The following is a 20,062-nucleotide window of genomic DNA, read 5'->3' on the forward strand; positions in this document are numbered from 1 at the left end:
CTTACTTGCTGGCGTCAGCGCCGCGCGAGTCCCCGGATCCGGTGGCTGAGCGACTGCCACTGTTCGACTTGTCCATCGATGAATCGGCTGGTGTCGCTGCGGGGCGGTCTGACGACTGATCACTGGATCCGGTCTCCGACGGGCGGTTATCGTGGCCGTTTCCCGGCGACTGCGTGGTGTCGGGGCTGCGTTCGTCCGGCGGTCCCGCGGGGACGTCGGACGGGGCGTTGCCCGCCACTCCTCGAGCAACCGTTGCGACGCCGGGACCGGCTTGCTTCGAGGTGTTTTGCCGGACCATCGTCACGTCTTGCTGGAGCGTCGCGAGTCGAGCCTCCGCGACGCCGACCGCCTCGGCACGGCGCTCGGTTCGTTCGATAGACCGCTCGAGGCCGGCGAGCTGTACTGTCAGTCTGGACAGCTGCGATCGGTAGGCGCCTTCCGAGAGCTGCTCGCGGTTCGCTTCGAGTGTGGCGCGTTCGGCCTCGAGGGCGGCGACCTTTGCCTCGAGTTCGGCTGTGCGGTCACTGACAAGCGTTGCCTTGCTCTCGTTGTCGGCACGCTCGTATGCCGTCTCGAACAGCTCGGTTTCGATCCCGTTGCTCGCATCGGCTGCGCTGGCTTGCATGAGCGTGCCGACGGACGCGTTCGTCGAGGCCGACTGAGCCCCGTTGGGGCCGGTCGCGGTGAACGAGCTCGCAACGACACCGCTCGTGACCGGCGCGACCGTGAGTGAGAGGCCGACGATAGCGAGGGTCACCAGGAGGGCGACAGACCGCGTGGTTCTCATCGGTCGTAGTGTCGTTCAGGATATCCTAAAAAGACAGACCTTCGTTCGAACCGTTCACTCGCGCTGCTCGACCGCTGAAATCCGTTTTGAGCGTTCACAACGGGTTGTGGGGGCGTAATTGATCGCGTGCGACTACCTGGAGTGACGCTGGTGTCTCGGTGGCTGACTGACTGTTCACACCGTTTCATCACGGTTCGTGGCAATCAGCCACGCCCTCTCTGCGATCGGGTGGGTGGTGTCGGGTAGCTACTGCTCTGATAGCGCGTCGTTGTAATCGTGTCCGAAAACAGTTATCCCGCTTGGCCCCTTGGTACTAGCTAGCATGTTCGAGGTGTTCTCTCGAGGCTACTATCTCGGACGGCTCTACGTGACCCCGACCGACGGGGACCGCGCACTCATGCACAGCGAGCAACACGAGCGGATCAACGAGGAGGTGTACGCGACCGGTGACGGACTCGAGCGACTCGATACCCCACTGGTGATGAAACTCGAGACGCGCCATTTCCCGGTTCACGGCGCCGACGACGTCCCGACGAACACGCTCGCATTACCAGAATCGATGCTCGAGGGAACCAGCGTTCGGAATCCCCCCTCGCTTCAGGAGGTGTTTCTGGCCCGGCGCGAACGCGCCCGTCAGTTGCTCGCGCTTGCCGGAACCTAAAAGTAGTCTCGCTTCCCGATTTCGCCCGCATGCTCGACGAGTTGCTCGGTCGCGCGTCGCTCAAGCAGCGTATCGACGAGCTCGAGGCGGAAACCGAGCGGTTGCGAAAGCGCTACCAGGCTGAGGCCGAACGCCGGGCTGAGGCTGCCACCGCCCGACAGGAGGTCGAAGAGCGTAACAATCGGCTCGAGGACCGCATCGCCCAACTCGAGGGTGAACTCGAGCGCCTCGAAGCCGACGAAACGGGACTCGATGTCCGACGCCGCGAGCAGCTCCGCGGAGCCCGGCTCAAGGACGTCCTCGACCGACTGGCGTCGGTTCGAACGGGGCCAGAGGGGGCGCTGACCCTCGGCGTCGACGACGGAGTACCCGACGCCGTCCGCGACGACCTCGCGGACGTCCTCGGCGAGCGACTCGCGCTCATCGACGAGGCCGCGCCGTGTCTCTGCTGTGTCGACGATGCCGGTCTGCTCGCGGTGACGCTCGACCCGCCGCTCTCCCCCGATGTCGATGCCACGTGGCGCGATCGATTCGAACTCGAGCGCGACTGGTTCCTGCCGACCGGTCGCCACGCGGTCGCGTTAGTCCGGACCGACCTGTTCGCCTTCGGCGTCTACGAGGGCGACGAACGGATCGACTACCGCGGCTTCGAAAGCGACGTCAAAGGAAGCCACTCGAAGGGCGGCTTCTCACAGGCACGCTTCGAGCGGCTCCGCGACGGGCAGATCGACGATCACCTCGAGCGCTGCCGCGACGCACTGTCAGCGTACGAAGCCGGCGGTGAACGCGCCGAGACGCCGCTCGTACTCGTGGGCCAGCGTGGGATCGTCGACACGCTCGTCGACGAATCGGGACTCGAGCCGACCGCGACGACCGCCGTCGATGCGACCGGTGACCCGGAGCCGGCGCTTGCTGATGCCGTCCGCTCGTTCTGGACGACGGAGTTGCAGGTCCTGTGAGATGGTCTGCTGTCACGATGTCGCGGTGCAATCGCAGGACGAGCCGCGGTTGCACCGGCACTGACTGACAGGAGTCCGTCTCAGTAGCCGCTGCCGTCGGCAAAACAGCGACCGCATTTGGTCACGTCCGCATCGGAGACTGCTCGCTCGATAGCGACCAGCCGGAGATGATCGTGGGCGACGTGGGTGGTTGCCCCACAGGTCGTTTGGAAGTCAGACCGACTGGTCTCGTGTCTGTGAATCTTGTTCGTCGTTTCGTTTAGGACCCCATTCATGGCCTGCGTTGTCATCCCACACGGCAATAAGCGCACCGACCGTTGCAGCCGCGATGGGATGCAACTGGCTGCGATCGGGATCGAGGCGTGTTTGCTGCTCCCTGCCACCTCGGCGGTTCACGTAGTTCAAGTACTCCCTCGTCCATCTCCCACGTATGCGTGTTGCAATTCTCGCCCACGAGAAGTTCCCCGACAACGCGAAAACCGCACTCGGTATCCTCCGCTATGCTGACCACGATGTCGTCTCAGTCCTCGATCGGACGGCCGACGGCCACCGCGTCTCCGATTTCGTCCCCGACGTACAGGATGCACCGATCGTCGCCGGGATGGATGCCATAGAGCCCGACGACATCGATGCCTTGGTGATCGGCATCGCACCGATCGGCGGCGGCTTTGACGAGAGCTGGCGCGACGACGTTCGAACGGCACTCGAGTACGGCTGTGACGTGATCTCGGGACTGCACTACTTCCTCGAAGACGACGAGGAGTTCGCCCAACTGGCTGCCGAGAACGACTGCGAGCTCTGGGACGTGCGGAACCCACCCGAAGACCTCACAGTCGCCGAGGGTGTGGCCGACGAGGTCGACGCCGAGGTCATCCTCACCGTCGGCACCGACTGCTCGACCGGCAAGATGACGACGACGATGGAACTGGCTCGCGATGCTCGCGCGGCCGGCCACGACGCCGCCGTGATCCCGACCGGCCAGACGGGCATCATGATCGAAGGCTGGGGGAACCCGATCGACCGCGTCGTCAGCGACTTCACTGCGGGTGCGGTCGAGGAGATGATCACAGAGAAAGGCGACGAGCACGACTACCTGTTCGTCGAGGGGCAGGGCAGCATCGTCCACCCGGCGTACTCGGCGGTCACGCTCGGCATCCTCCACGGGTCGATGGCCGACAAACTCGTGCTCTGTCACAACGCCGGCCAAGAGGCGATCCATGGCTACGAGTCGTTCGAGCTGCCGTCGATTTCGACGTACGTCGACCTCTACGAGAACGTCGCCGCCCCGGTCGCGGACAGTGACGTCGTCGCCGGCGCGCTGAACACGTCCGCCCTCGAGGACGACGAGGCAGCCCGCGACGCCGTCGACGAGTATGCCGATCGGCTCGATGCGCCCGCGACTGACGTGATCCGCTTTGGAACCGACGAGCTCCTCGACGAACTCCTATGAGCCTCGAGACCGCGTTCGAACAGCGCTCGCTGCCCCTCGAGTACCCGTTCGGCATCGCTCGCGGCACGACGACTGAGTCCGAAGCCGTCTTCGTCCGAATCGAAGACGACGAGGGCCGAGTCGGCACCGGCGCTGGCACACCGTCGTCACACTACGGCGAGACCACAGCGACCGTCACTGCCGTCTTACCCGACCTGCTGTCGGTCGTCGAGGACGTCGGTGATCCCCACCAGCTCGAGCGGATCGAGCGCCGCATGCGCGAGACGGTCCGCAAGAATCCGGCTGCTCGGACCGCGGTGAGTATCGCGCTCCACGATCTCGTCGCCAAACGGCTCGAAGTTCCGCTCTACCGCTACTGGGGGCTCGACCCCGACCGGACCCTCGAGACGTCCTACACCATCGGAATCGATGACACGGAGACGATGCGCGAGAAGACGGAAACGGCGCTCGAACGTGGCTACTCAACGCTGAAGGTCAAACTGGGCACTGATCGCGACCTCGAGATCATCGAGACGATCCGGTCGGTCGCCACCGACGTTCGGCTGTTCGTCGACGCGAACGAGGCCTGGACGCCCCGCGAAGCCGTCGCCAAGATCGAGCGGTTGGCAGACTACGACCTGGCGTTCGTCGAACAGCCGGTTCCCGCCGAGGACCCGGAGGGGTTGCAGTTCGTCTCCGAACGGTCACCGCTGCCGATCGCCGCCGACGAATCCTGTGTCACGCTCGCGGACATCCCACAGATCGCGGATCGCTGTGACATCGCGAACCTGAAGCTGATGAAATGCGGCGGCCTGCTCGAGGCCAAGCGGATGATCCACACTGCCCGCGCTCACGGCCTCGAAGTGATGTGTGGTTGTATGACCGAGTCGAACGCCTCGATCGCGGCGGCCTGTCATCTCGCGCCGCTGCTGGACTACGCCGACCTCGACGGTCCGCTGCTGTTGGCCGACGATCCCGCAGACGGTGTCCCGATGCCCGACGGTCGGATCGACCTCGCCGGCCTCGAGCGCCCCGGAACCGGTGCCGTCCTTGGGTCTGCATTCGACTGACCGGCCCACATCGAAGCTGGCCGAATAAAGCCCACAGTGACTGTCAGTACAACCGGCAACGGGGTTTCATACCGGTCGTCGGTGTGTGACGTGCCGGTATGTACGACAGTGACGACGATCGACCCGTCTCCCGTCGGACGCTGTTACGGGTGTCGGTCGGGACGGTTGCACTTTCTGCCGTCGGCAGCGTGCGAGCCGACGACGGCGGCGGTAGCGACGGAAGCGTTCCGTGGCTCGACCGGAACTGTCCGGACGCGACCGTCGAGCCCGGAATGACGTCCTGTGAGGGTGCGAGTACGGAGGGCTGTGCGGACGACCATCCGGCGACGACCGAGCTTCGATCGGCGGTCAAGGAGTTCCTCGAGACGCAGCTTCCCGACGTCGACGCGCTGATCGACGCGGGGTTCAAGCCGTACTTCGACGCCCTCGAGGGCGGGGACGGCAGCTGGTCACACTGGCTCCATCCGGCGTTCATTGGCGACGACGGAGTGTTAGATCCCGAACGACCCGAATCGGTCCTCGTCGACAACGAGTCGTGGCGGTCGATGGGTGTCATGTTCATCGCGACGCGCGGCGGGGAGCGGGTCGAGCCGCCGGCAGTGTATGGCGAGGACGACGCCGAGGAACGGTGTTCGCCGTGGCACGCTCACACCGGACTCCCCGGCCGGTTCGCGTGGTGGTACTACCAGCAGGTGTACGGTGAAGCGACAACGGATGCCCTCGAGTTTCCCTGCCGGACTCCCTGTATGCTCCACGTCTGGACTGTCGACCACCCCGAGGCCGTCTATGCACACGACGCACCACCACAGGAGCACCGCGAGCTCTCGCCCGCTAGCGATCCCAGTTTCGAGACCGACGCGGTCCCCGGCGAGGACGAACTCGAATGGGACGTGTTGCCGAACGAGCTCGTTCCCGAGCAACCGCCCGACGAGTTCGCCGTGCCCGACTCCGTCGGGGTCGATCTCGGGTTATAAACGGGGTGGTGCGCAGTCGAACGATAGCTGTATTTGCAGCGACCCGACAATTGATCAGTCAGCGATCGCTTCGCCCGCATCCGACTCCACCGTCGCCTCTTTCACCCAGAGGTCGCCGAACAGGTCGTCCTGCTCGAGGGTCACCCGACCCCGATGAGCCAAAAAGAGCAATGCGAGATACGTCATCACACGCGAGCCACCGGCGGCGTCGATCTCGGCGTACAGCACTTCGTCGCGGCCCCGCTCGTAGTGGGCCTCGAGTTCGGCCTCGACGTCGTCGATGACCGCTTCGATGTCCTCCTCGTGAGTCGTGTGGGTGACGTCGTCGCTGGTTGGCTCGTCGTCGACTCGGAAATCGTCGCCCGAGTGGTAGTTCAACTCCTGGACGCCCCGGTCGTACCCCGACGGGGAGTCGCTCGTGTCGTAACTGCGGGATTCCTTCCACCGGCTGTCGCGTTCTGCAGTCCGGAGCTCGCGCACGAGTTCGTCCAGCGTCTCCGGCTTGCCGCGGGCGTGCTTGCGCTCGAGACGGCGTTCCATCTCGTCCTCGAGGTTCTCGACGGGGTCGAACCCCGGCGGGTGGCTCTGGTCGCTGCCCTCGGCGTCCATCGGCCCGTCGTCGGCGAAAGGGGCTTCCCACGGCGGGAGCTCCTCCTCGTCGGGCTCGTCGGTCGCGAACAGCTCGTCGCTTTTCATCCGCAGGAGGACGCTCGCGTAGAACAGTGCTCGTCCCGACGTCCGCAGGTCGACCTCGTCGATCGCCTCGAGGAACTTGTCCGTGACACGGACGACGTCGATATCCCACGGGTCGATCTCGCCGTCTTCCGCGAGTTGAACGAGCAGTTCGACCGGCTCGACCGTTTCTTCGTCCTCGTCTCCCTCGTCCGTTGCCCCAGTTTCGCCATCAGTGAACTCGAGGACCGCGTCGTCCGCCTCGTCCGCGCTGTTCGCGTCGGATCGCGGCGACTCGCCGGGGCGGTCGCGCTCCTCGTGGCCTGTGATGTTCAGCGGAATCTCGTCGTCAGTCATCGGCCGGCACCTCGCCGCTGCTCAGGTCGATGCCAGTCACCGCGCTGACGTTGTCCTGTTGCATCGTCACACCGATCGCCCGCTCGGAGCGATCGAGCATCGCAGAACGATGGGAGACGACGACGAACTGGGCCTCCTCGGAGAGTTCGTCGACCATCTCGCCGATCCGCTCGGCGTTGACGGCGTCGAGGAAGGCGTCGACCTCGTCTAACGCGTAGAACGGGGCCGGGTTGTGCCGCTGAATCGCGAAAATGAACGCCAGCGCCGTCAGCGACTTCTCGCCGCCAGACATAGCATCCAGCCGCTGAATCGGCTTGTCGCCCGGCTGGGCCTTCATCGTCAGGCCGCCGTCGAACGGATTGTCCTCGTTCTCGAGGTGCAACGTCCCCGTCCCTTCCGAAAGCTTCTCGAAGATTTCCGTGAAGTGGGCGGCGATCGCGTCGTAGGCGCCCATGAACGTCTGTTTCTTCTGGGTTTCGTACTGCTCGATTCGGTCGCGGATGCCGTCCGCTTCCTCGACTAACGTCGCCTTGCCGTCCTCGAGTTCCTCGAGATCCTCGCGGACGTCGTCGTACTCGTCGATCGCGAGCATGTTGACCGGCTCCATCGCCTCCATGTCCGCGGTCAGCAGGTCGATCATCTCGAGGACAGTGTCGTGATCGGGGACGGTCTCGGGATCGTAGTCGCCAACCTCGGACTCGAGCGATTCGATCTCCCACTCGAGGTCGCTCGCGCGTTCGCGGGCGTCCTCGAGCTTGCTTTCGACGGCGTTGACCCGGTCTTGTTGCTGGTCGCGGTTCGTCCGGGCCGTCGATACCTCCTCTTTGAGGTCGCTGCGCTCGGCTTTCAGCTCCGTGAGTTCGTCCTCGAGTTCCGCAACGGCCTCGCGTTTCTCGTCGAGTTCGTCGCGTTTCGCGTCGATCTCTGCCTCGTACTGCTCGATCCGATCTTCGTGCTCGGCTTTGCGATTCTGTGCGGCCTCGATGTCGTCGTGGAGGTCCTCGATGGCGTCCTCGGCGTACTCCTTCTCGAGGGAGAGTTCGTTGAGATCGCCGTCGATGTTCTGGATTCGGTCCTCGCGCTCGTCGATCTCGGCCTCGAGCGCTTCGATCTGGTCGGTCAACTCGGGGATCTTCGAATCGGCGAGTTCGGTCTCGAGGTCGTCGATTTCGGCCTCGAGGTCGTCGACCGTCGCCGTCTTCGCCTCGATCTCGTCGGCGATCTCGTTCATCCGCTCGTCGACGGATTCGCGCTCCTCGCGGAGTTCCTCGAGGTCGGCCTCCAGTTCCTCGATTTCCGTCTCGATGCGCTCGCGTTTCTCGTCGAGTCCCTCGAGTTCGGCCTCGATCGACCGGACTTCGTCGGCTGCGTCGCTCTTGCGGTCGCGGGCGTCGTCGAGTCGCCCTTCGACGCCTCGGATCTCCTCGCGAAGCGCGTCGCGTTCCTCCTGCAGGTCGGTGATCTGTTTGGCGACGCGCTCGAGTTGGCCCTCGCCGCCGCCGGTAAAGGAGTACCGGGAGCCGCCGCCGGAGCCGCCGGTCATCGCGCCGCTCTTTTCGACTAAGTCACCGTCGAGCGTGACCATCCGGTAGTCGCCCATGTACGAGCGGGCGGTCTCGATGTCCTCGACGACCAGTGTATCCCCGAGAACATAGGAGAAGACCCCTGCGTATTCGCTGTCGAAATCGACCAGGTTGTACGCGAAGTCGACGATACCTGGATCGCTCGGTGCCGACGGGAGCCGGCGCTGGCTCATATCAGTCAGCGGTAGGAACGTCGCCCGACCCGCGTTGCGCGACTTGAGGTGTTCGATACACTGCTGGCCGATGACGTCGTCGTCGACGACCACGTTCGCCAGCCGACCGCCGGCAGCGGTTTCGCAGGCGGTCGCGTACTCGCCGGGAACGGTCCCCAGCTGGGCGACCGCGCCGTGGACGCCGTCGATCCCCGAATTGAGAATCGTCGTCACCGCACGACCGAAGGAGGAGTCGCCGCTCTGGCCGGCGTTGGCCTCGAGTTCGGCGTACTCCTGTTGTTTGGCCTGGATCTCGTCGTCTAAGTCGTCGAGGTCCGACTGAAGCCGGCGCTTCTCGGCTTTCAGATCGTCGACGACCTCGGCGATATTTTGACGGTTCCGTTCGGCTTTCTCGAGTTCCCGCTCGAGGTCGCTTCGCTCGCTTTCGAGCTCGGGGAGCTGTTCGCGTTTGGCCTCGATCGTGTCCTCTTTCTCGCTGATGGCGTTCGAGCGTCGCCGGGCCTCGTCGAGCAAGCGGTCCTGTTCGCGCTGCAGGTCATTTTTCTCGGTCTTGGCCGCCTCGAGCTCGTCTTTGCGCTCGGCGAGGTCGGCCTTGAGTTCGTCGAACTCGGTGTCGACGGCCTCGATCTCGGCCTCGAGCTCGTCGCGTTCGGCCTCGCGTTCTTGAATCTCGCTCTTGATCGAGGCTTTCTCGAGTTTGTGCTCGCGGATCTCGGACTCGAGGTCGTCGATCGTCTCCTGTTTGCGATCGATCTGGACGAAGGCGTCGCGGCGCGTCGATTCGGCGTCCTCGATCGCTTCCTCGCTGGCCTCGATCTTGTCCTCGAGCCGCGAGATGTCGCCTTTGAGCTCCTCGATCTCGCTTTTGATCCGGAGCTGTTCATCCTCGCCCTTGCGTTCGATTTCGGCATTGAGGTCCTCAAGGTCTTCCTCTAAGCGGACGACTTTGCCTTCGCGTTCGTCGAGTTCGCGCTGCAGGTCGCGGAGTTCGTCCGCGAGGTCGTCGGACTCGGCTTCGACCGACGCGAGTTCCGTGCGTTTCTCCTCGAGTTCGCTGGCTTTCTTGTAGCCTTCGTACTCCTCTTTTTCGCGCCGGAGCCGGCGGTAGCGCATGGCTTCCCGGCGTTCGTCCGCGAGCTGCTCGATGCGGTCGCGTTTCTCCTCGATGCGGAGTTCGGCCTCGTCGATCCGTTCCTGGACCGTCTCGAGTTCCGCAAACGCGTCTTCCTTTTTCGCGTCGAACTCGGCGACGCCCGCGATTTCGTCGATGATCTCCCGGCGAGCGTGGGGCGTCATGTTGATGATCTCGGTGACGTCGCCTTGCATGACGACGTTGTATCCTTCGGGAGTGATGCCGGCCTGGGCAAGCAGGTCCTGAATGTCCGAGAGGTTGACAGAGCGGTCGTTGAGATAGTAGTAGGAGTAGTAGTTGTCCTCGGTCTCTTTGACTCGGCGTCGGATGCGAATCTCGTCGACGTCGCCGACGTCCTCGCTGCCCGCGGCGTTGACGACCTGCGAGCGCTCTAAGGTGTTATCCGAGTTGTCGAGGACGACCTCGACGGTGGCCTCGCGAGGGCCACTAGACGTGTCGCCGTCCTCGTGGCCGGGGTTGTAGATGAGGTCAGTCAGCTTCTCGGCGCGGATCCCGCGGGTCCGGGCCAGTCCGAGCGCGAAGAGGACGGCGTCGATGATGTTCGACTTCCCGGAGCCGTTCGGGCCCGTCACCACCGTAAAGTCCTCGTAAAACGGGATCTTGGTCTTTCTCCCGAAGCTCTTGAAATCGTCGAGGATGATCGCCTTGATATACATTCTCGTTGCGCGGCCTCCGTGCCGTCGAACGCCGTCGATCGTGGGTGCTCGTCACGGCGCTGCCCCCCGTCCCACGGCGTCGTCTGCAGTTATGCTACGATAATGTCGTCGCTACCTGAGTCTTCCGTTTCGTCACCGGTCGCATCCGCCTCTCCGTCGGCGTCGGCTGCCGCTTCGGCGACGTCGTCAGGTTCGGCTTCCGGCGTCTCGTCTTCGTCGGTTGGCTGTGCCCGTCGCTCGGGGACGCGCGTCGGTGTGTCGGCGTCGAGTTCGGCCTCGAGAACTCGAATCCGCTCTTTCGCCTCGATCAATTCCTCCGTCAGACCCGTTACCGTCGACTCGAGTTCCGCAACCGTCGATTCGAGCTGCTCGACACGGTTGTTCGACATATCAGCTAGGGGTCCGTCAGGCCACATAAACGTACGTCAGACGATCATAAGCTGACTTACAGATCGCGATGTGACGACGTATGGCTCCGAATCTGGCAGCGATTCGCCGTCCCTGTCGCCGATCGCGAGTGCCCGATCTCCATCTCACCGCGGGATCGAGATCAGAAGTCGCGACCCATGCCACTGGCGTGCAAACCGATAAAAAGCCGTCTGCTTGCCAGACCGGCGGTGGTCGCGGAAACCGCGCTCACCGCTGGCGACGGAGCCAGGCAGCCGCAGCGACTGTCACTGCCGTCGCGCCGAGACCGAACCCTGGCTGTGCGTCACCGCTCTCCGCCTCGGTGTCGGATGGAACGACGACGGCCTCGTAGCCCTCGAGCGACGTGTTCGCACCCCAGGTGATTCGGGTATCCGTTCGGTCCGCTGGTGCTGGCGTCGACTCCGCGAGCGTGTATCCGTCGGGAAGCGTCAGGACGACGGGTTGCTCCGCGATGAACCCGCTGGCGAACGGCTTGGAGAGGCGCAATCGGTCGTCGTCGGTCGCCGCGAGTTCGGTCCAGGTCGCCGAAACGGACACGATACCACGGTCGTTTTGATCGACTGTCTCGAACGAGACGCGAGGGTTTTCGATCGTCATCTCGCGCCCCGTCTCGTTAGCCGTGCTGGCTGCAACCGTTCGGAACCGCTTTTCGGTACGTGCTTCGAGTTGCTCTCGTTTCGTTTCGTTCGTCTGAAGCGCGTTGAACGCGGTTCGGTCCGCTTCGTCGGTCAGGTCGAAACTGACGGTGATCGAGACGTTCGCGTCGCCGTCGTCCTCGAGTGCGACCACGAACGCCGAGTCAGTCTGCTGCGACTGGGCGTCGATTTCGGTCGAGCTGTCACCAGTTGCGACGACGCTTCCGGTCACGAGGAGCGCAACGAGTACGATAGTCAGGAGCCGCGATACATGTGCCCCAGCTCGCAGCGATCGGCGCTGGTCGGTGTCAGGCGCTCGGCTCATCGATCGTCGTCTGTTTCGAGGTCGTCGTCCTCAGCAGGCTCGTCTTCGTCCGTTTCCTCATCATCGTTGTCATCGTCGTTATCCTCTTCTTCGTCGGTATCGCCTTCTTCATCACTTTCCTCATCTTCTTCGTCGTCAGCGCCTTCTTCGTCGTCTTCAGCTGCTTCCTCGTCAGCTTCGGCATTGCCATCCCCCTCAGTTTCGAGATCGATCTCGAGTTCGGTCTCGAGTTCACCGCGGACCACCTCGACCTCGAGTTCGTCCGTTCCGTTAGGGGTGGCAAACGAAACCGTTCCTGCGTCACCGGTGTGGCCAACCGTCTCGTCGTTTGCAATAACGGCTGCATCGGAGACTGGGCTCCCGTTGAACGTCACGGACACGGTCACGGTTCCGTTGTCGATGGCAGCGTCGGCGTTGAGCTGTGATGCAGTGTCTCTCTCGTCGTCCGAATCGTCCGTCTCGTCGTCGAACTCGAACTCGAACTCGAGTTCGCCCTCGGCGTCACCGTTGTCGGCCTCAATCTCGACTTCGTCGCGTGGCAGCGTGACGGTGAGCGTTCCGTTGGCGTCCGTCTCACCGACAGTTCGATCGTTGACGGTGATCGCCACGTCGGTTGCCGGCTGTCCGTTCGCGAGTAGTTGCAGCGTCACCTGCTCACCCGGTCCGGGCGAGCCGTCCGCGACGAGAAACACGAGCGATTCAGTATCGTTCGCGTCCGTCGCTTCGTCGTCTTCCGCAGCTTCCTCGTCGATATCTTCGTCGTTCGCGCGACGTTCGATCGCTTCTTCGAGTTCGAAGACGGTCCCCGTTTCTCCGTCGACGCTGACTTCGGCCTCACCAGTTTCGGCTCCGGTCAACACGAATTCGAACTCGTAGACGCCATCCTCGGCGTCCCGCTCGGCTTCGGAAACCGTCCAACTGCTGTTGTTGCTCGTCGCAGAGAGGGCGGCGGTGGCTGTGGCAAGCGCGTCCGTTTGAGAGATCGACAGCGATCCGTTTCCGTCGCGCGGTCGCTCGTACTCACGGCTTCGCTCGCCGTCGTCGCTTTCGACCTCGATCGACATGCCGCCGTCGAGGTCGATTTCTACGTTCCCGCTCGCTTCGCCGGTGAACTGTCGGGTCAGTGCGTTGGTTCCTGCGCTCGTGAGCTCGGCCACTGCCGTGCGCTCGTCGGCGAGATCGGACAGCGTCACGCCGGCAGCACGAAGCTCAACCGTCTCGACTGACTCGGCGCGCTCCTCGAGGCGCTCGTAGCTCGAGACTACGTTCCGTGCCCGTGTGTTCAGCGATGCGAGCCGCTGTGCGTACGCTGATTCCTCGAGATCGCCGCCCTCGTAGGCAGCGGTTGCGCGCTCGTACTCAGCCTGAAGCGCTATCGATCGGTTCTCGAGGACTGCCGCTCGACCGGCGATCGCGGCTGCGCGGGCGCTATCGTTGCCCTGTTCCATGCGTTCGTCGAACGCCGTGTCCTCGAAGTCACTACGCACGTCGTCGCTCGTCGCGGTAACGACGGTCGACAGCTGTGCACCGGTTGTGACGGTCACACCGTTTTCAGTCTGTACGTCTGGATTCGATTCACTCTGGGTCGTCGCGCCAGCGACGACCGCAGGGCCGAGCATGCTCGTACAGAGCAGGACGGCCAGTGAGACGATCAGTAATCGTCGGTTCAACATCGATCACGTCTCGGAACGGACTTCTGATAAAACGGATCGGTCGTGGGACCGGTTTTCACCGATTTGCACGAGTCGATTCCGCTGCTTGCGGTAGTTTGCAGCGAGTTGCAGTGCATTGCAGCTACCGAGACAGTATGCTTATACGATCCGTCTCGAAAACCTAGCGACCGTGAACCCGTCACTCCGTCGCGTCCTCGTCACTGTTCTCATCGCCCTCTCGCTTGGGATCGTTCCCATCGGAGCCGTGGCGATCGGGCAGCCCGATGAGGCGGGTGCCGGCGATATGCCTTCGATCGGGACGGCAGCGGTTCCCGAGCCGGATACGACAGTGACGCGCATTACGATCGACGAGAACGGGACTGCTCACTGGTCGGTGACGATTCGAACGCGCCTCGCCAACGAATCCGATGTCGCCGACTACGAAGCCTTTGAAGAGCGGTTCAACGCCGATCGAAACACCTCCGTCGAGCAGTTCGAGCGGCGAATGACCGGCGTCGTCTCGAGTGCGGAAGCGGCGACCGGTCGTTCGATGTCCGCGTCGAACTTCCGGGCCGAGAGCTCGATTCAGGAGGTACCCAGACGCTGGGGCACCGTCACGTACTCATTCCGATGGACGAATTTCAGTACGCGAGCCGGGACTGCCCTCGTCGTCGGTGACGTGTTCGAAGGTGGCCTCTATCTCGACGAGGACGATCGCCTACAGATCGTCCCGCCCACTGGATACACCGCAGCGGAGACGACACCCCCACCCGACGAAACTGATGGCGAAACGCCGGTCTGGGTCGGCCCGAAGAACTTCGCCGACCGACAGCCGACGGTTCGCTTCGAACCAGCCGAACCCGAGGTCGGCAGTGATCGCAACAGCAGCCACTCGTGGACCGGATCACCCCTCGTGCTCGCGGGCGCTACTGTCGTCCTTGTGGGTCTCGGAATCGCCGTTTCCGTCATGTCCGACCGCGAGTTGCTCCGTCAGGTGCGCTCGAGCGTCCCGCTCCCTGTCGGGACGACACCCGACGCAACCGAACAGGCTGCGACCGACTCGGACGATGCTCTCAATGGGGTGAACAACGACACGAACGACCGGAAAAGCGCCGGTGAGACGGCGGATACGGCGGCAACCGCCGCCAACCCTCCGTCTCCCGACCTCGTCACCGACGAGGACCACGTCCGCGCGCTCATAGAGCAACACGGCGGGCGGATGCGCCAGGCCGCGATTGCCGAAGAACTCGAGTGGTCGGCGTCGAAAACCTCGCGGGTCGTCTCCGGAATGGCTGAGGAGGATGTCGTCGAAAAGCTTCGGGTCGGTCGCGAAAACGTGATCGATCTCGTCGACGACACGGAATAAGAGACGGCATCGCCAGTCGTTACGCTTTACCCCCACCAGCCCGAATCGAGGCGCAATGACTGCCCAGACCGTCCAGCAGGGCGACCTCGTGACCGTCATCGGGCTCGAGGTCCACGTTCAGCTGGAGACCGACACGAAGATTTTCTGTGGGTGTTCGACCGACCAGACCGACGACCCCAACGAGAACGTCTGCCCGGTCTGTCTCGGCCTGCCGGGGGCGCTGCCAGTGTTAAACGAGGCTGCCGTCGAGGCCGCCGTCAAGATCGGCAAGGCGATCGACGCCGACATCCCCGAGGAGACCCGTTTCCACCGGAAGAACTACTACTACCCCGACCTGCCCAAGAACTTCCAGATCACCCAGTACGACGAGCCGATCTGTGCCGACGGCGAACTCGAGGTGTCCGTCGAGGGCCAGCGGCGCACGATCGCGATCGAGCGCGCCCACTTAGAGGAGGACCCGGGCAGCCTCCAGCACGTCGGCGGCGGTGGCGGTATCGATTCAGCCGAGTACACCCTCGTCGACTACAACCGCGCCGGCACGCCGCTGATGGAGATCGTCACAGCACCCGACTTCCGCAGCCCCAGCGAGGTGCGAGCGTTCCTCGCCGAACTCGAGGAAGTGCTCGAGTATCTGAGCGTCTTCGACGCCGAGCGCGACGGCAGCCTGCGGATCGACGCTAACCTCTCGATCATCCCTGAGGAGGAGATCGACGGCGACGGCATCGACGAGATCAGTGAGGAAGCGCTGGCTGCGGCCAACCGGACAGAGGTCAAGAACATCTCGAGTCACAAGGGCGCTGAAAAAGCTCTGGCGTACGAAGAAACGCGTCAGAAAAACGCCATTCAGCGCGGGCGCGCGGTCGAACAGGAGACCCGCCACTGGGACGAGAGTCGGGGCATCACGGTCTCGATGCGCTCGAAAGAAGAGGAGAAAGACTATCGCTACTTCGAGGAGGCTGACCTGCCGCCGCTGCGCGTCTCGGGCTGGAAAGACGAGATCGCGATCCCGGAACTGCCCTCGGCCCGCCGCGAGCGGTTCCAAGCGGAGTACGGCCTGAACGAGGAGGCCGCCTCGAAGCTTACCTCCACCAAGCAAGTCGCGGACTTCTACGAGAACGTCGCCGGCGAGTTCGACCCCGACCTCGCCGCCACGTGGGTCGCGGACAACCTGCTAGGCGAACTCAACTACCGTGACATCGAGATCACCGAAATCGAGGGCCGACTCGAGGAAGTCACCCGCCTGGTCGAACTCGTCGCCGAGGACGAGATCACGGCGAAAAACGCCCGTGAGACGGTGCTGCGCTCGATGCTCGACGACGGTCGCACGCCGGACGAGGTCGTCGCCGAGGAAGGCTTAGGCAAGACCGGCGAAGACGAGGTCCAGCAGGCCGTCGTCGAGGCGATCGACGAGAATCCAGATGCCGTCGACGACTACGAGTCGGGTGACGACGGTGCGATCAATTTCCTCGTGGGCCAGGTCATGCAGAAGACCGGCGGCAGCGCGGACCCGGGCGACGTGAATCAGTTGTTGCGGGCCGAACTCGAGGCCTAGTCAGCCTGTAGGTCGTCCTGTAGTGCCTCGAGATCCTCCCTGGCGTGTCCACAGAGGACCCGCGCGTCGTGGCGGCGCTCGAGATCTTTGAGCGTCCGGAGACTCTCGCGCCAGTCGCGTTTGCTCCAGAGGAGTCCCCCGCCCATCGGGAGCCCCTGATCGTAGTTCTCGCGGGTGTAAGCCTGATCGCCCGCGAGGATTACCGTGCCGGCGTCGTCGAGTTCGAGCACCACGCCGAGGAGGCCGGGCGTGTGGCCGGGCAAGTGGATGAGTTCGAGACCGTCGACGACCTGTCTGCGGTCGCGGTGGATGATCTCCCAGTGCAGGTCGCGGTCGAAGTCGCCGGCGAGATAGGCCACGTCGCCGGCATCGGTTTTGGCGCTGTAGTAGGCGTACTTGAGCTCTTCTTCGTGGACGACGATCGGCGTCTCGGTGCCCTCGAACGCGTAGAGCCCGCCGGCGTGGTCGAGGTGTAGATGCGTCTGGAGCACCATGTCGATGTCGTCGACTGCGTAGCCGGCGTCGGCCAGATCGTCCTCGAGCGGGCGGAGGTCGGTGTGTTCGAAGGCTGCATAGAGGTCAGCAGGCCAGTGGCCATCGGCGGCGTCGGGATGGGTGCCGGTATCCCAGAGGATCGTCGCCTCGGGATGGTCGATGACGACGTTGTAGACCGGCGCGTCGTCCATGACTGTCTCGGGATTTGGTTCGTCGGTCGTTCCGAGAGCGGCCCCCTCGATGATGTTGTTGCGATCGGCGGTGATCGTCCCGCGATCGATCGGTGTGAGTGTCGCGTCGACCATACTCTCAGCACGCGCGGCGCGCGCTTATGCGTGCGGAATCGATAACAATCTCGGCGCGGTTGGCTACTCGGAGCGATTCTGTCCTGTCTCCCGCTCCGATCTCGTTGTCAATGCCTGCCGTGATTCTTCCTGTCGTCGGGGCGTCGTGTCCACATGGTCAGAGCTTCGACGATCGTGCTCGTCGTCGGTGTTGGATTGCTGTTCGTCCCGATTCCACCCGTAGCGACGGTCCTCGGTGCGATCGTAATTCTCGTCGGGGCAGCGCTCAGAATCCTAACCGATCACTGAGACGGTCTGCTGTCAGTCAGTGCACCCGCGACCGTCCTGGGGGTGCACCGGTAATCAGTGACAGTAAACCGTGTGACTTGTCCACGATTGCCACTGGATTTGCGCTGGATCGGTTCGCACACGTTGCATCGTTAGGTTCACGGTTTTATTGACTGTCGTTCAATCAGTACGTATGGCTTCACCCCCTCACGTGCTCGTCGCTGGCGGTGGTCTCGCTGGACTCGTTGCCGCCCGCCACCTCGCTGGCGGCGGCCTCGACGTGACGCTCCTCGAGCGCCACGACACGGTCGGCGGTCGCGTCCGCACCGTCGAGCGCGACGGCTATCGATTCGACCGCGGCTTTCAGGTGCTGTTTACGGCTTATCCCGCAGTGCAACGGGAACTCGATCTCGAGGCACTCGACCTCTGCCGGTTTGCCCCGGGTGCGACCATCGCAGGCCCCGATGGCCGCACGACGCTCGCGGACCCGCTTCGGGAACCCGGCACCATCCCGATGACGCTCTCGAATCCGTCCATCTCCGTCGGTGACGCGCTCCGGATCGCCCGGCTTTGGTGGGACCTCCGCCGAACCGACCCGAACGCACTGCTCGAGGCGGGACCCGACGAGACGATCCGAGCGTATCTCGACGAACGCGGGTTCTCCGACCGGTTCATCGATGAGTTCGTCGCACCTTTCTACGGCGGGATCACGCTCGATCGCTCGCTGTCTACCTCTCGTCGCGTGTTCGAGTACACGTTTCGAACCCTCGCAGCGGGCGAGATCGCTGTCCCCGCCGCGGGAATGGGCGCGATTCCAACCCAACTCGCCGATCGCGTCCGCGAAGTCGGCGGCACCATCGAGACCGGCGTCAGGGTCGAGTCGGTTACAGCGAGCGACGGCGACTCGAGGGGGACTGCCACAGTTGAGACCGGTGCCGAATCGATCGCAGTCGACGCGGTCGTCGTCGCGACCGATCCGCCGACCGCACGCGAGCTGACCGGCGTCGACGCGATTCCCACCGACGCACGCGGCTGTGTCACCCAGTATTACACGTTGCCGGCTGATGTCGACCTCGAGACCGACCGCCGACTCCTGTTGAACGCGACCGAAGCGGGGCCGAACCACGTCGTTCCGCATAGCGCGGTCGCGCCGACGTATGCCCCCGACGGCACGACGCTCATCAGCGCGACGTATCTCGGCGGCGAGGGCCATAGACACTCGAGGCGAAGCGGCGCGAGCCGCGGAGCGGCGGACCCCGACGGCGAACTATCCGAGCTGACGCGACGAACGCTCGAGTCGTGGTACCCCGACCAGCGGTTCGACGGACTCGAGGTCCGTCACACCGAGCGCGTGCCGTTCGCCCAGTTCGCTCAGCCGCCGGGCTTTCGCGAGCGGCTGCCCGACGTACGCGAGCCAGCGGGCCCGGTCTATCTGGCAGGCGACTACATGCGGTGGTCGTCGATTCAGGGCGCGATGGAGAGCGGTCGACAGGTGGCGAAGGCGGTCATCGACGATCTCTCGCGGTCTCGCCGCCGCTGATACGGTCTGCTGTCACGATGTCCCGGTGGGTCCGCAGTGCGGGTCGCGGTCCCACCGGCACTGACTGACAGGAGTCCGTATGAGGACCTGATTACCAATCGTTAAATCGCTGGACACCGACTTTCCAGTCTGATTTCTCGCATGAAGCTACTCGTACTCGGAGACCTCCATCTCGGCGAGGACGGCTACACCGCTCGTCCGCATCCGTCGTGGGAGCGGTTCGACGCCGTCCTCACCGTCGGCGACGTCGCTCACTCCCGCGTGAGCGTCGCAAACGGGACGTTGCAGCAAGAGGAACTGGTCGGGCTCGAGGAGGCGACGGCCTTCTTCGAGCGGCTGGACGACCTCGGTATCCCGCTCCTGACGGTTCCCGGCAATCACGACTACCAGCGACACGACGAGATCATCGACGGCGCGACAGGCGCTCAAAACCTGCATCGAGCGACGACCGACCTCGGCAGGTACAACGTGTTCGGCTTCGGGAGCGAATTGCTCGACGACGGCCCGGAAGTGCGATACGATCCCGAAAACGTGACCGAAATCGACGATCCCGACGCCTGGCTCGCGCGAACCCTTGACCGTGCCGCAGGCGACGAAACGGAAGCCGCCGCGTTGCGCGACAGACTCGAGGGGGTCGACCAGCAGGTTGCAACTTACACTGATGGATACGAGACGCTGACATCGCTGGCGACGGCGGAGGCGGGAGCCCTCGGGACGATCGCGCTCACACACGTCCCACCGTTTAACACCACGCTCGATCGGGTCGCCGACTCCGTTCCTCGCATCGGCGGTCGCCACTGGGGGTCGATCGCACTGACGAACCTGCTTGCCGAACACGACATCTCGTTCGTCGCGTGTGGCCACATCCACGAGGCAGAAGGCGTCGAACCAGTTGCCGGCACGCCCTGTCTCAACGCTGGCTACCGGAGTGCCTACGACGTGACACTCGAGAACGGCGACGTCTCGATCACCGACGCCGAACCACCGGTCGAGTGAGCGCGTCCGCGCGCAGCCGACGTGCG

Annotated in this window: 18 protein-coding genes; 10 read left to right on the forward strand and 8 right to left on the reverse strand. The window is 64.0% G+C overall.

All coding sequences use genetic code 11. From position 1 onward, the window contains the following. Position 1: 1 nt before the first annotated feature. The gene (locus ACERI1_RS00900; protein WP_373616144.1) at positions 2–787 is read right to left on the reverse strand and encodes a hypothetical protein; all 786 of its coding nucleotides are present in this window, start codon (positions 785–787) and stop codon (positions 2–4) included. Between the two features lie 322 nt (positions 788–1,109). On the opposite strand from ACERI1_RS00900, the gene ACERI1_RS00905 reads away from it, so the two are divergent. Together ACERI1_RS00905 and ACERI1_RS00910 are read left to right on the forward strand one after the other, a co-directional pair. After that, positions 1,110–1,448, forward strand: a complete 339-nt coding sequence (locus ACERI1_RS00905; RefSeq protein ID WP_373616145.1) for a DUF5802 family protein — start codon at positions 1,110–1,112, stop codon at positions 1,446–1,448. Between the two features lie 29 nt (positions 1,449–1,477). After that, positions 1,478–2,407: a Vms1/Ankzf1 family peptidyl-tRNA hydrolase gene (locus ACERI1_RS00910; protein WP_373616146.1), complete on the forward strand. Its 930-nt coding sequence runs from the start codon at positions 1,478–1,480 to the stop codon at positions 2,405–2,407. Positions 2,408–2,487: 80 nt separating this feature from the next. On the opposite strand, the gene ACERI1_RS00915 is transcribed toward ACERI1_RS00910, so the two are convergent. Beyond that, positions 2,488–2,682, reverse strand: a complete 195-nt coding sequence (locus ACERI1_RS00915) for a hypothetical protein (protein WP_373616147.1) — start codon at positions 2,680–2,682, stop codon at positions 2,488–2,490. 155 nt (positions 2,683–2,837) lie between these two features. Between ACERI1_RS00915 and ACERI1_RS00920 the strand changes: the two genes are divergently transcribed. The 3 genes from ACERI1_RS00920 (at position 2,838) to ACERI1_RS00930 (ending at position 5,880) form a co-directional block, all read left to right on the forward strand. After that, complete coding sequence (locus ACERI1_RS00920; RefSeq protein ID WP_373616149.1) at positions 2,838–3,857, forward strand: DUF1611 domain-containing protein; 1,020 nt, start codon at positions 2,838–2,840, stop codon at positions 3,855–3,857. Further along, positions 3,854–4,906 (forward strand): dipeptide epimerase, encoded by a 1,053-nt coding sequence (locus ACERI1_RS00925; protein ID WP_373616150.1) that lies wholly within the window; start codon positions 3,854–3,856, stop codon positions 4,904–4,906. Before ACERI1_RS00920 ends, ACERI1_RS00925 begins: the two co-directional genes overlap by 4 nt. A 98-nt stretch (positions 4,907–5,004) precedes the next feature. Further along, complete coding sequence (locus ACERI1_RS00930; RefSeq protein WP_373616151.1) at positions 5,005–5,880, forward strand: hypothetical protein; 876 nt, start codon at positions 5,005–5,007, stop codon at positions 5,878–5,880. A gap of 54 nt (positions 5,881–5,934) precedes the next feature. On the opposite strand, the gene ACERI1_RS00935 is transcribed toward ACERI1_RS00930, so the two are convergent. The 5 genes from ACERI1_RS00935 to ACERI1_RS00955 all read right to left on the reverse strand — a co-directional run bounded on the left by ACERI1_RS00935 (position 5,935) and on the right by ACERI1_RS00955 (position 13,536). Beyond that, the gene (locus tag ACERI1_RS00935; protein ID WP_373616152.1) at positions 5,935–6,909 is read right to left on the reverse strand and encodes a segregation/condensation protein A; all 975 of its coding nucleotides are present in this window, start codon (positions 6,907–6,909) and stop codon (positions 5,935–5,937) included. Continuing rightward, positions 6,902–10,474, reverse strand: a complete 3,573-nt coding sequence (gene smc, locus ACERI1_RS00940; protein ID WP_373616153.1) for a chromosome segregation protein SMC — start codon at positions 10,472–10,474, stop codon at positions 6,902–6,904. The genes ACERI1_RS00935 and smc overlap by 8 nt, the downstream gene beginning before the upstream one ends. 89 nt (positions 10,475–10,563) lie before the next feature. Further along, entirely contained in the window at positions 10,564–10,863 is a 300-nt protein-coding gene (locus tag ACERI1_RS00945; protein ID WP_373616154.1) for a hypothetical protein, read from the reverse strand. 247 nt (positions 10,864–11,110) lie between these two features. Continuing rightward, the gene (locus ACERI1_RS00950) at positions 11,111–11,863 is read right to left on the reverse strand and encodes a hypothetical protein (RefSeq protein WP_373616155.1); all 753 of its coding nucleotides are present in this window, start codon (positions 11,861–11,863) and stop codon (positions 11,111–11,113) included. Further along, a complete protein-coding gene (locus ACERI1_RS00955; RefSeq protein WP_373616156.1) occupies positions 11,860–13,536 on the reverse strand; it encodes a PepSY domain-containing protein in 1,677 nt (558 codons plus the stop codon). Before ACERI1_RS00955 ends, ACERI1_RS00950 begins: the two co-directional genes overlap by 4 nt. Positions 13,537–13,705: 169 nt before the next feature. On the opposite strand from ACERI1_RS00955, the gene ACERI1_RS00960 reads away from it, so the two are divergent. Then, positions 13,706–14,881: a helix-turn-helix transcriptional regulator gene (locus tag ACERI1_RS00960; RefSeq protein ID WP_373616157.1), complete on the forward strand. Its 1,176-nt coding sequence runs from the start codon at positions 13,706–13,708 to the stop codon at positions 14,879–14,881. Positions 14,882–14,936: 55 nt separating this feature from the next. Continuing rightward, entirely contained in the window at positions 14,937–16,433 is a 1,497-nt protein-coding gene (gene gatB / locus ACERI1_RS00965; RefSeq protein WP_373616158.1) for an Asp-tRNA(Asn)/Glu-tRNA(Gln) amidotransferase subunit GatB, read from the forward strand. Here the strand turns inward: gatB and ACERI1_RS00970 are convergent. After that, positions 16,430–17,233 (reverse strand): N-acyl homoserine lactonase family protein, encoded by an 804-nt coding sequence (locus ACERI1_RS00970; RefSeq protein ID WP_373616159.1) that lies wholly within the window; start codon positions 17,231–17,233, stop codon positions 16,430–16,432. The two genes, gatB and ACERI1_RS00970, sit on opposite strands and share 4 nt — an antisense overlap. A gap of 153 nt (positions 17,234–17,386) precedes the next feature. On the opposite strand from ACERI1_RS00970, the gene ACERI1_RS00975 reads away from it, so the two are divergent. The 3 genes from ACERI1_RS00975 to ACERI1_RS00985 all read left to right on the forward strand — a co-directional run bounded on the left by ACERI1_RS00975 (position 17,387) and on the right by ACERI1_RS00985 (position 20,036). Next, positions 17,387–17,521: a transporter gene (locus ACERI1_RS00975; protein WP_373616160.1), complete on the forward strand. Its 135-nt coding sequence runs from the start codon at positions 17,387–17,389 to the stop codon at positions 17,519–17,521. Positions 17,522–17,693: 172 nt separating this feature from the next. Then, on the forward strand, positions 17,694–19,040 hold the full coding sequence (locus tag ACERI1_RS00980) for an NAD(P)/FAD-dependent oxidoreductase (protein WP_373616161.1): 1,347 nt from the start codon (positions 17,694–17,696) through the stop codon (positions 19,038–19,040). 141 nt (positions 19,041–19,181) lie between these two features. Further along, positions 19,182–20,036: a metallophosphoesterase gene (locus ACERI1_RS00985; RefSeq protein ID WP_373616162.1), complete on the forward strand. Its 855-nt coding sequence runs from the start codon at positions 19,182–19,184 to the stop codon at positions 20,034–20,036. Positions 20,037–20,062 lie beyond the last annotated feature (26 nt).

This window comes from Natrinema sp. HArc-T2 (assembly GCF_041821085.1).
Taxonomy (GTDB): domain Archaea; phylum Halobacteriota; class Halobacteria; order Halobacteriales; family Natrialbaceae; genus Natrinema.

Bases quoted from the DNA above. Each gene is read 5' to 3' on its own strand.
- ACERI1_RS00900 (WP_373616144.1), bottom strand. From the start codon at position 787: ATGAGAACCACGCGGTCTGTCGCCCTCCTGGTGACCCTCGCTATCGTC.
- ACERI1_RS00905 (WP_373616145.1), top strand. From the start codon at position 1,110: ATGTTCGAGGTGTTCTCTCGAGGCTACTATCTCGGACGGCTCTACGTG.
- ACERI1_RS00910 (WP_373616146.1), top strand. From the start codon at position 1,478: ATGCTCGACGAGTTGCTCGGTCGCGCGTCGCTCAAGCAGCGTATCGAC.
- ACERI1_RS00915 (WP_373616147.1), bottom strand. From the start codon at position 2,682: ATGAATGGGGTCCTAAACGAAACGACGAACAAGATTCACAGACACGAG.
- ACERI1_RS00920 (WP_373616149.1), top strand. From the start codon at position 2,838: ATGCGTGTTGCAATTCTCGCCCACGAGAAGTTCCCCGACAACGCGAAA.
- ACERI1_RS00925 (WP_373616150.1), top strand. From the start codon at position 3,854: ATGAGCCTCGAGACCGCGTTCGAACAGCGCTCGCTGCCCCTCGAGTAC.
- ACERI1_RS00930 (WP_373616151.1), top strand. From the start codon at position 5,005: ATGTACGACAGTGACGACGATCGACCCGTCTCCCGTCGGACGCTGTTA.
- ACERI1_RS00935 (WP_373616152.1), bottom strand. From the start codon at position 6,909: ATGACTGACGACGAGATTCCGCTGAACATCACAGGCCACGAGGAGCGC.
- smc (WP_373616153.1), bottom strand. From the start codon at position 10,474: ATGTATATCAAGGCGATCATCCTCGACGATTTCAAGAGCTTCGGGAGA.
- ACERI1_RS00945 (WP_373616154.1), bottom strand. From the start codon at position 10,863: ATGTCGAACAACCGTGTCGAGCAGCTCGAATCGACGGTTGCGGAACTC.
- ACERI1_RS00950 (WP_373616155.1), bottom strand. From the start codon at position 11,863: ATGAGCCGAGCGCCTGACACCGACCAGCGCCGATCGCTGCGAGCTGGG.
- ACERI1_RS00955 (WP_373616156.1), bottom strand. From the start codon at position 13,536: ATGTTGAACCGACGATTACTGATCGTCTCACTGGCCGTCCTGCTCTGT.
- gatB (WP_373616158.1), top strand. From the start codon at position 14,937: ATGACTGCCCAGACCGTCCAGCAGGGCGACCTCGTGACCGTCATCGGG.
- ACERI1_RS00970 (WP_373616159.1), bottom strand. From the start codon at position 17,233: ATGGTCGACGCGACACTCACACCGATCGATCGCGGGACGATCACCGCC.
- ACERI1_RS00975 (WP_373616160.1), top strand. From the start codon at position 17,387: ATGGTCAGAGCTTCGACGATCGTGCTCGTCGTCGGTGTTGGATTGCTG.
- ACERI1_RS00980 (WP_373616161.1), top strand. From the start codon at position 17,694: ATGGCTTCACCCCCTCACGTGCTCGTCGCTGGCGGTGGTCTCGCTGGA.
- ACERI1_RS00985 (WP_373616162.1), top strand. From the start codon at position 19,182: ATGAAGCTACTCGTACTCGGAGACCTCCATCTCGGCGAGGACGGCTAC.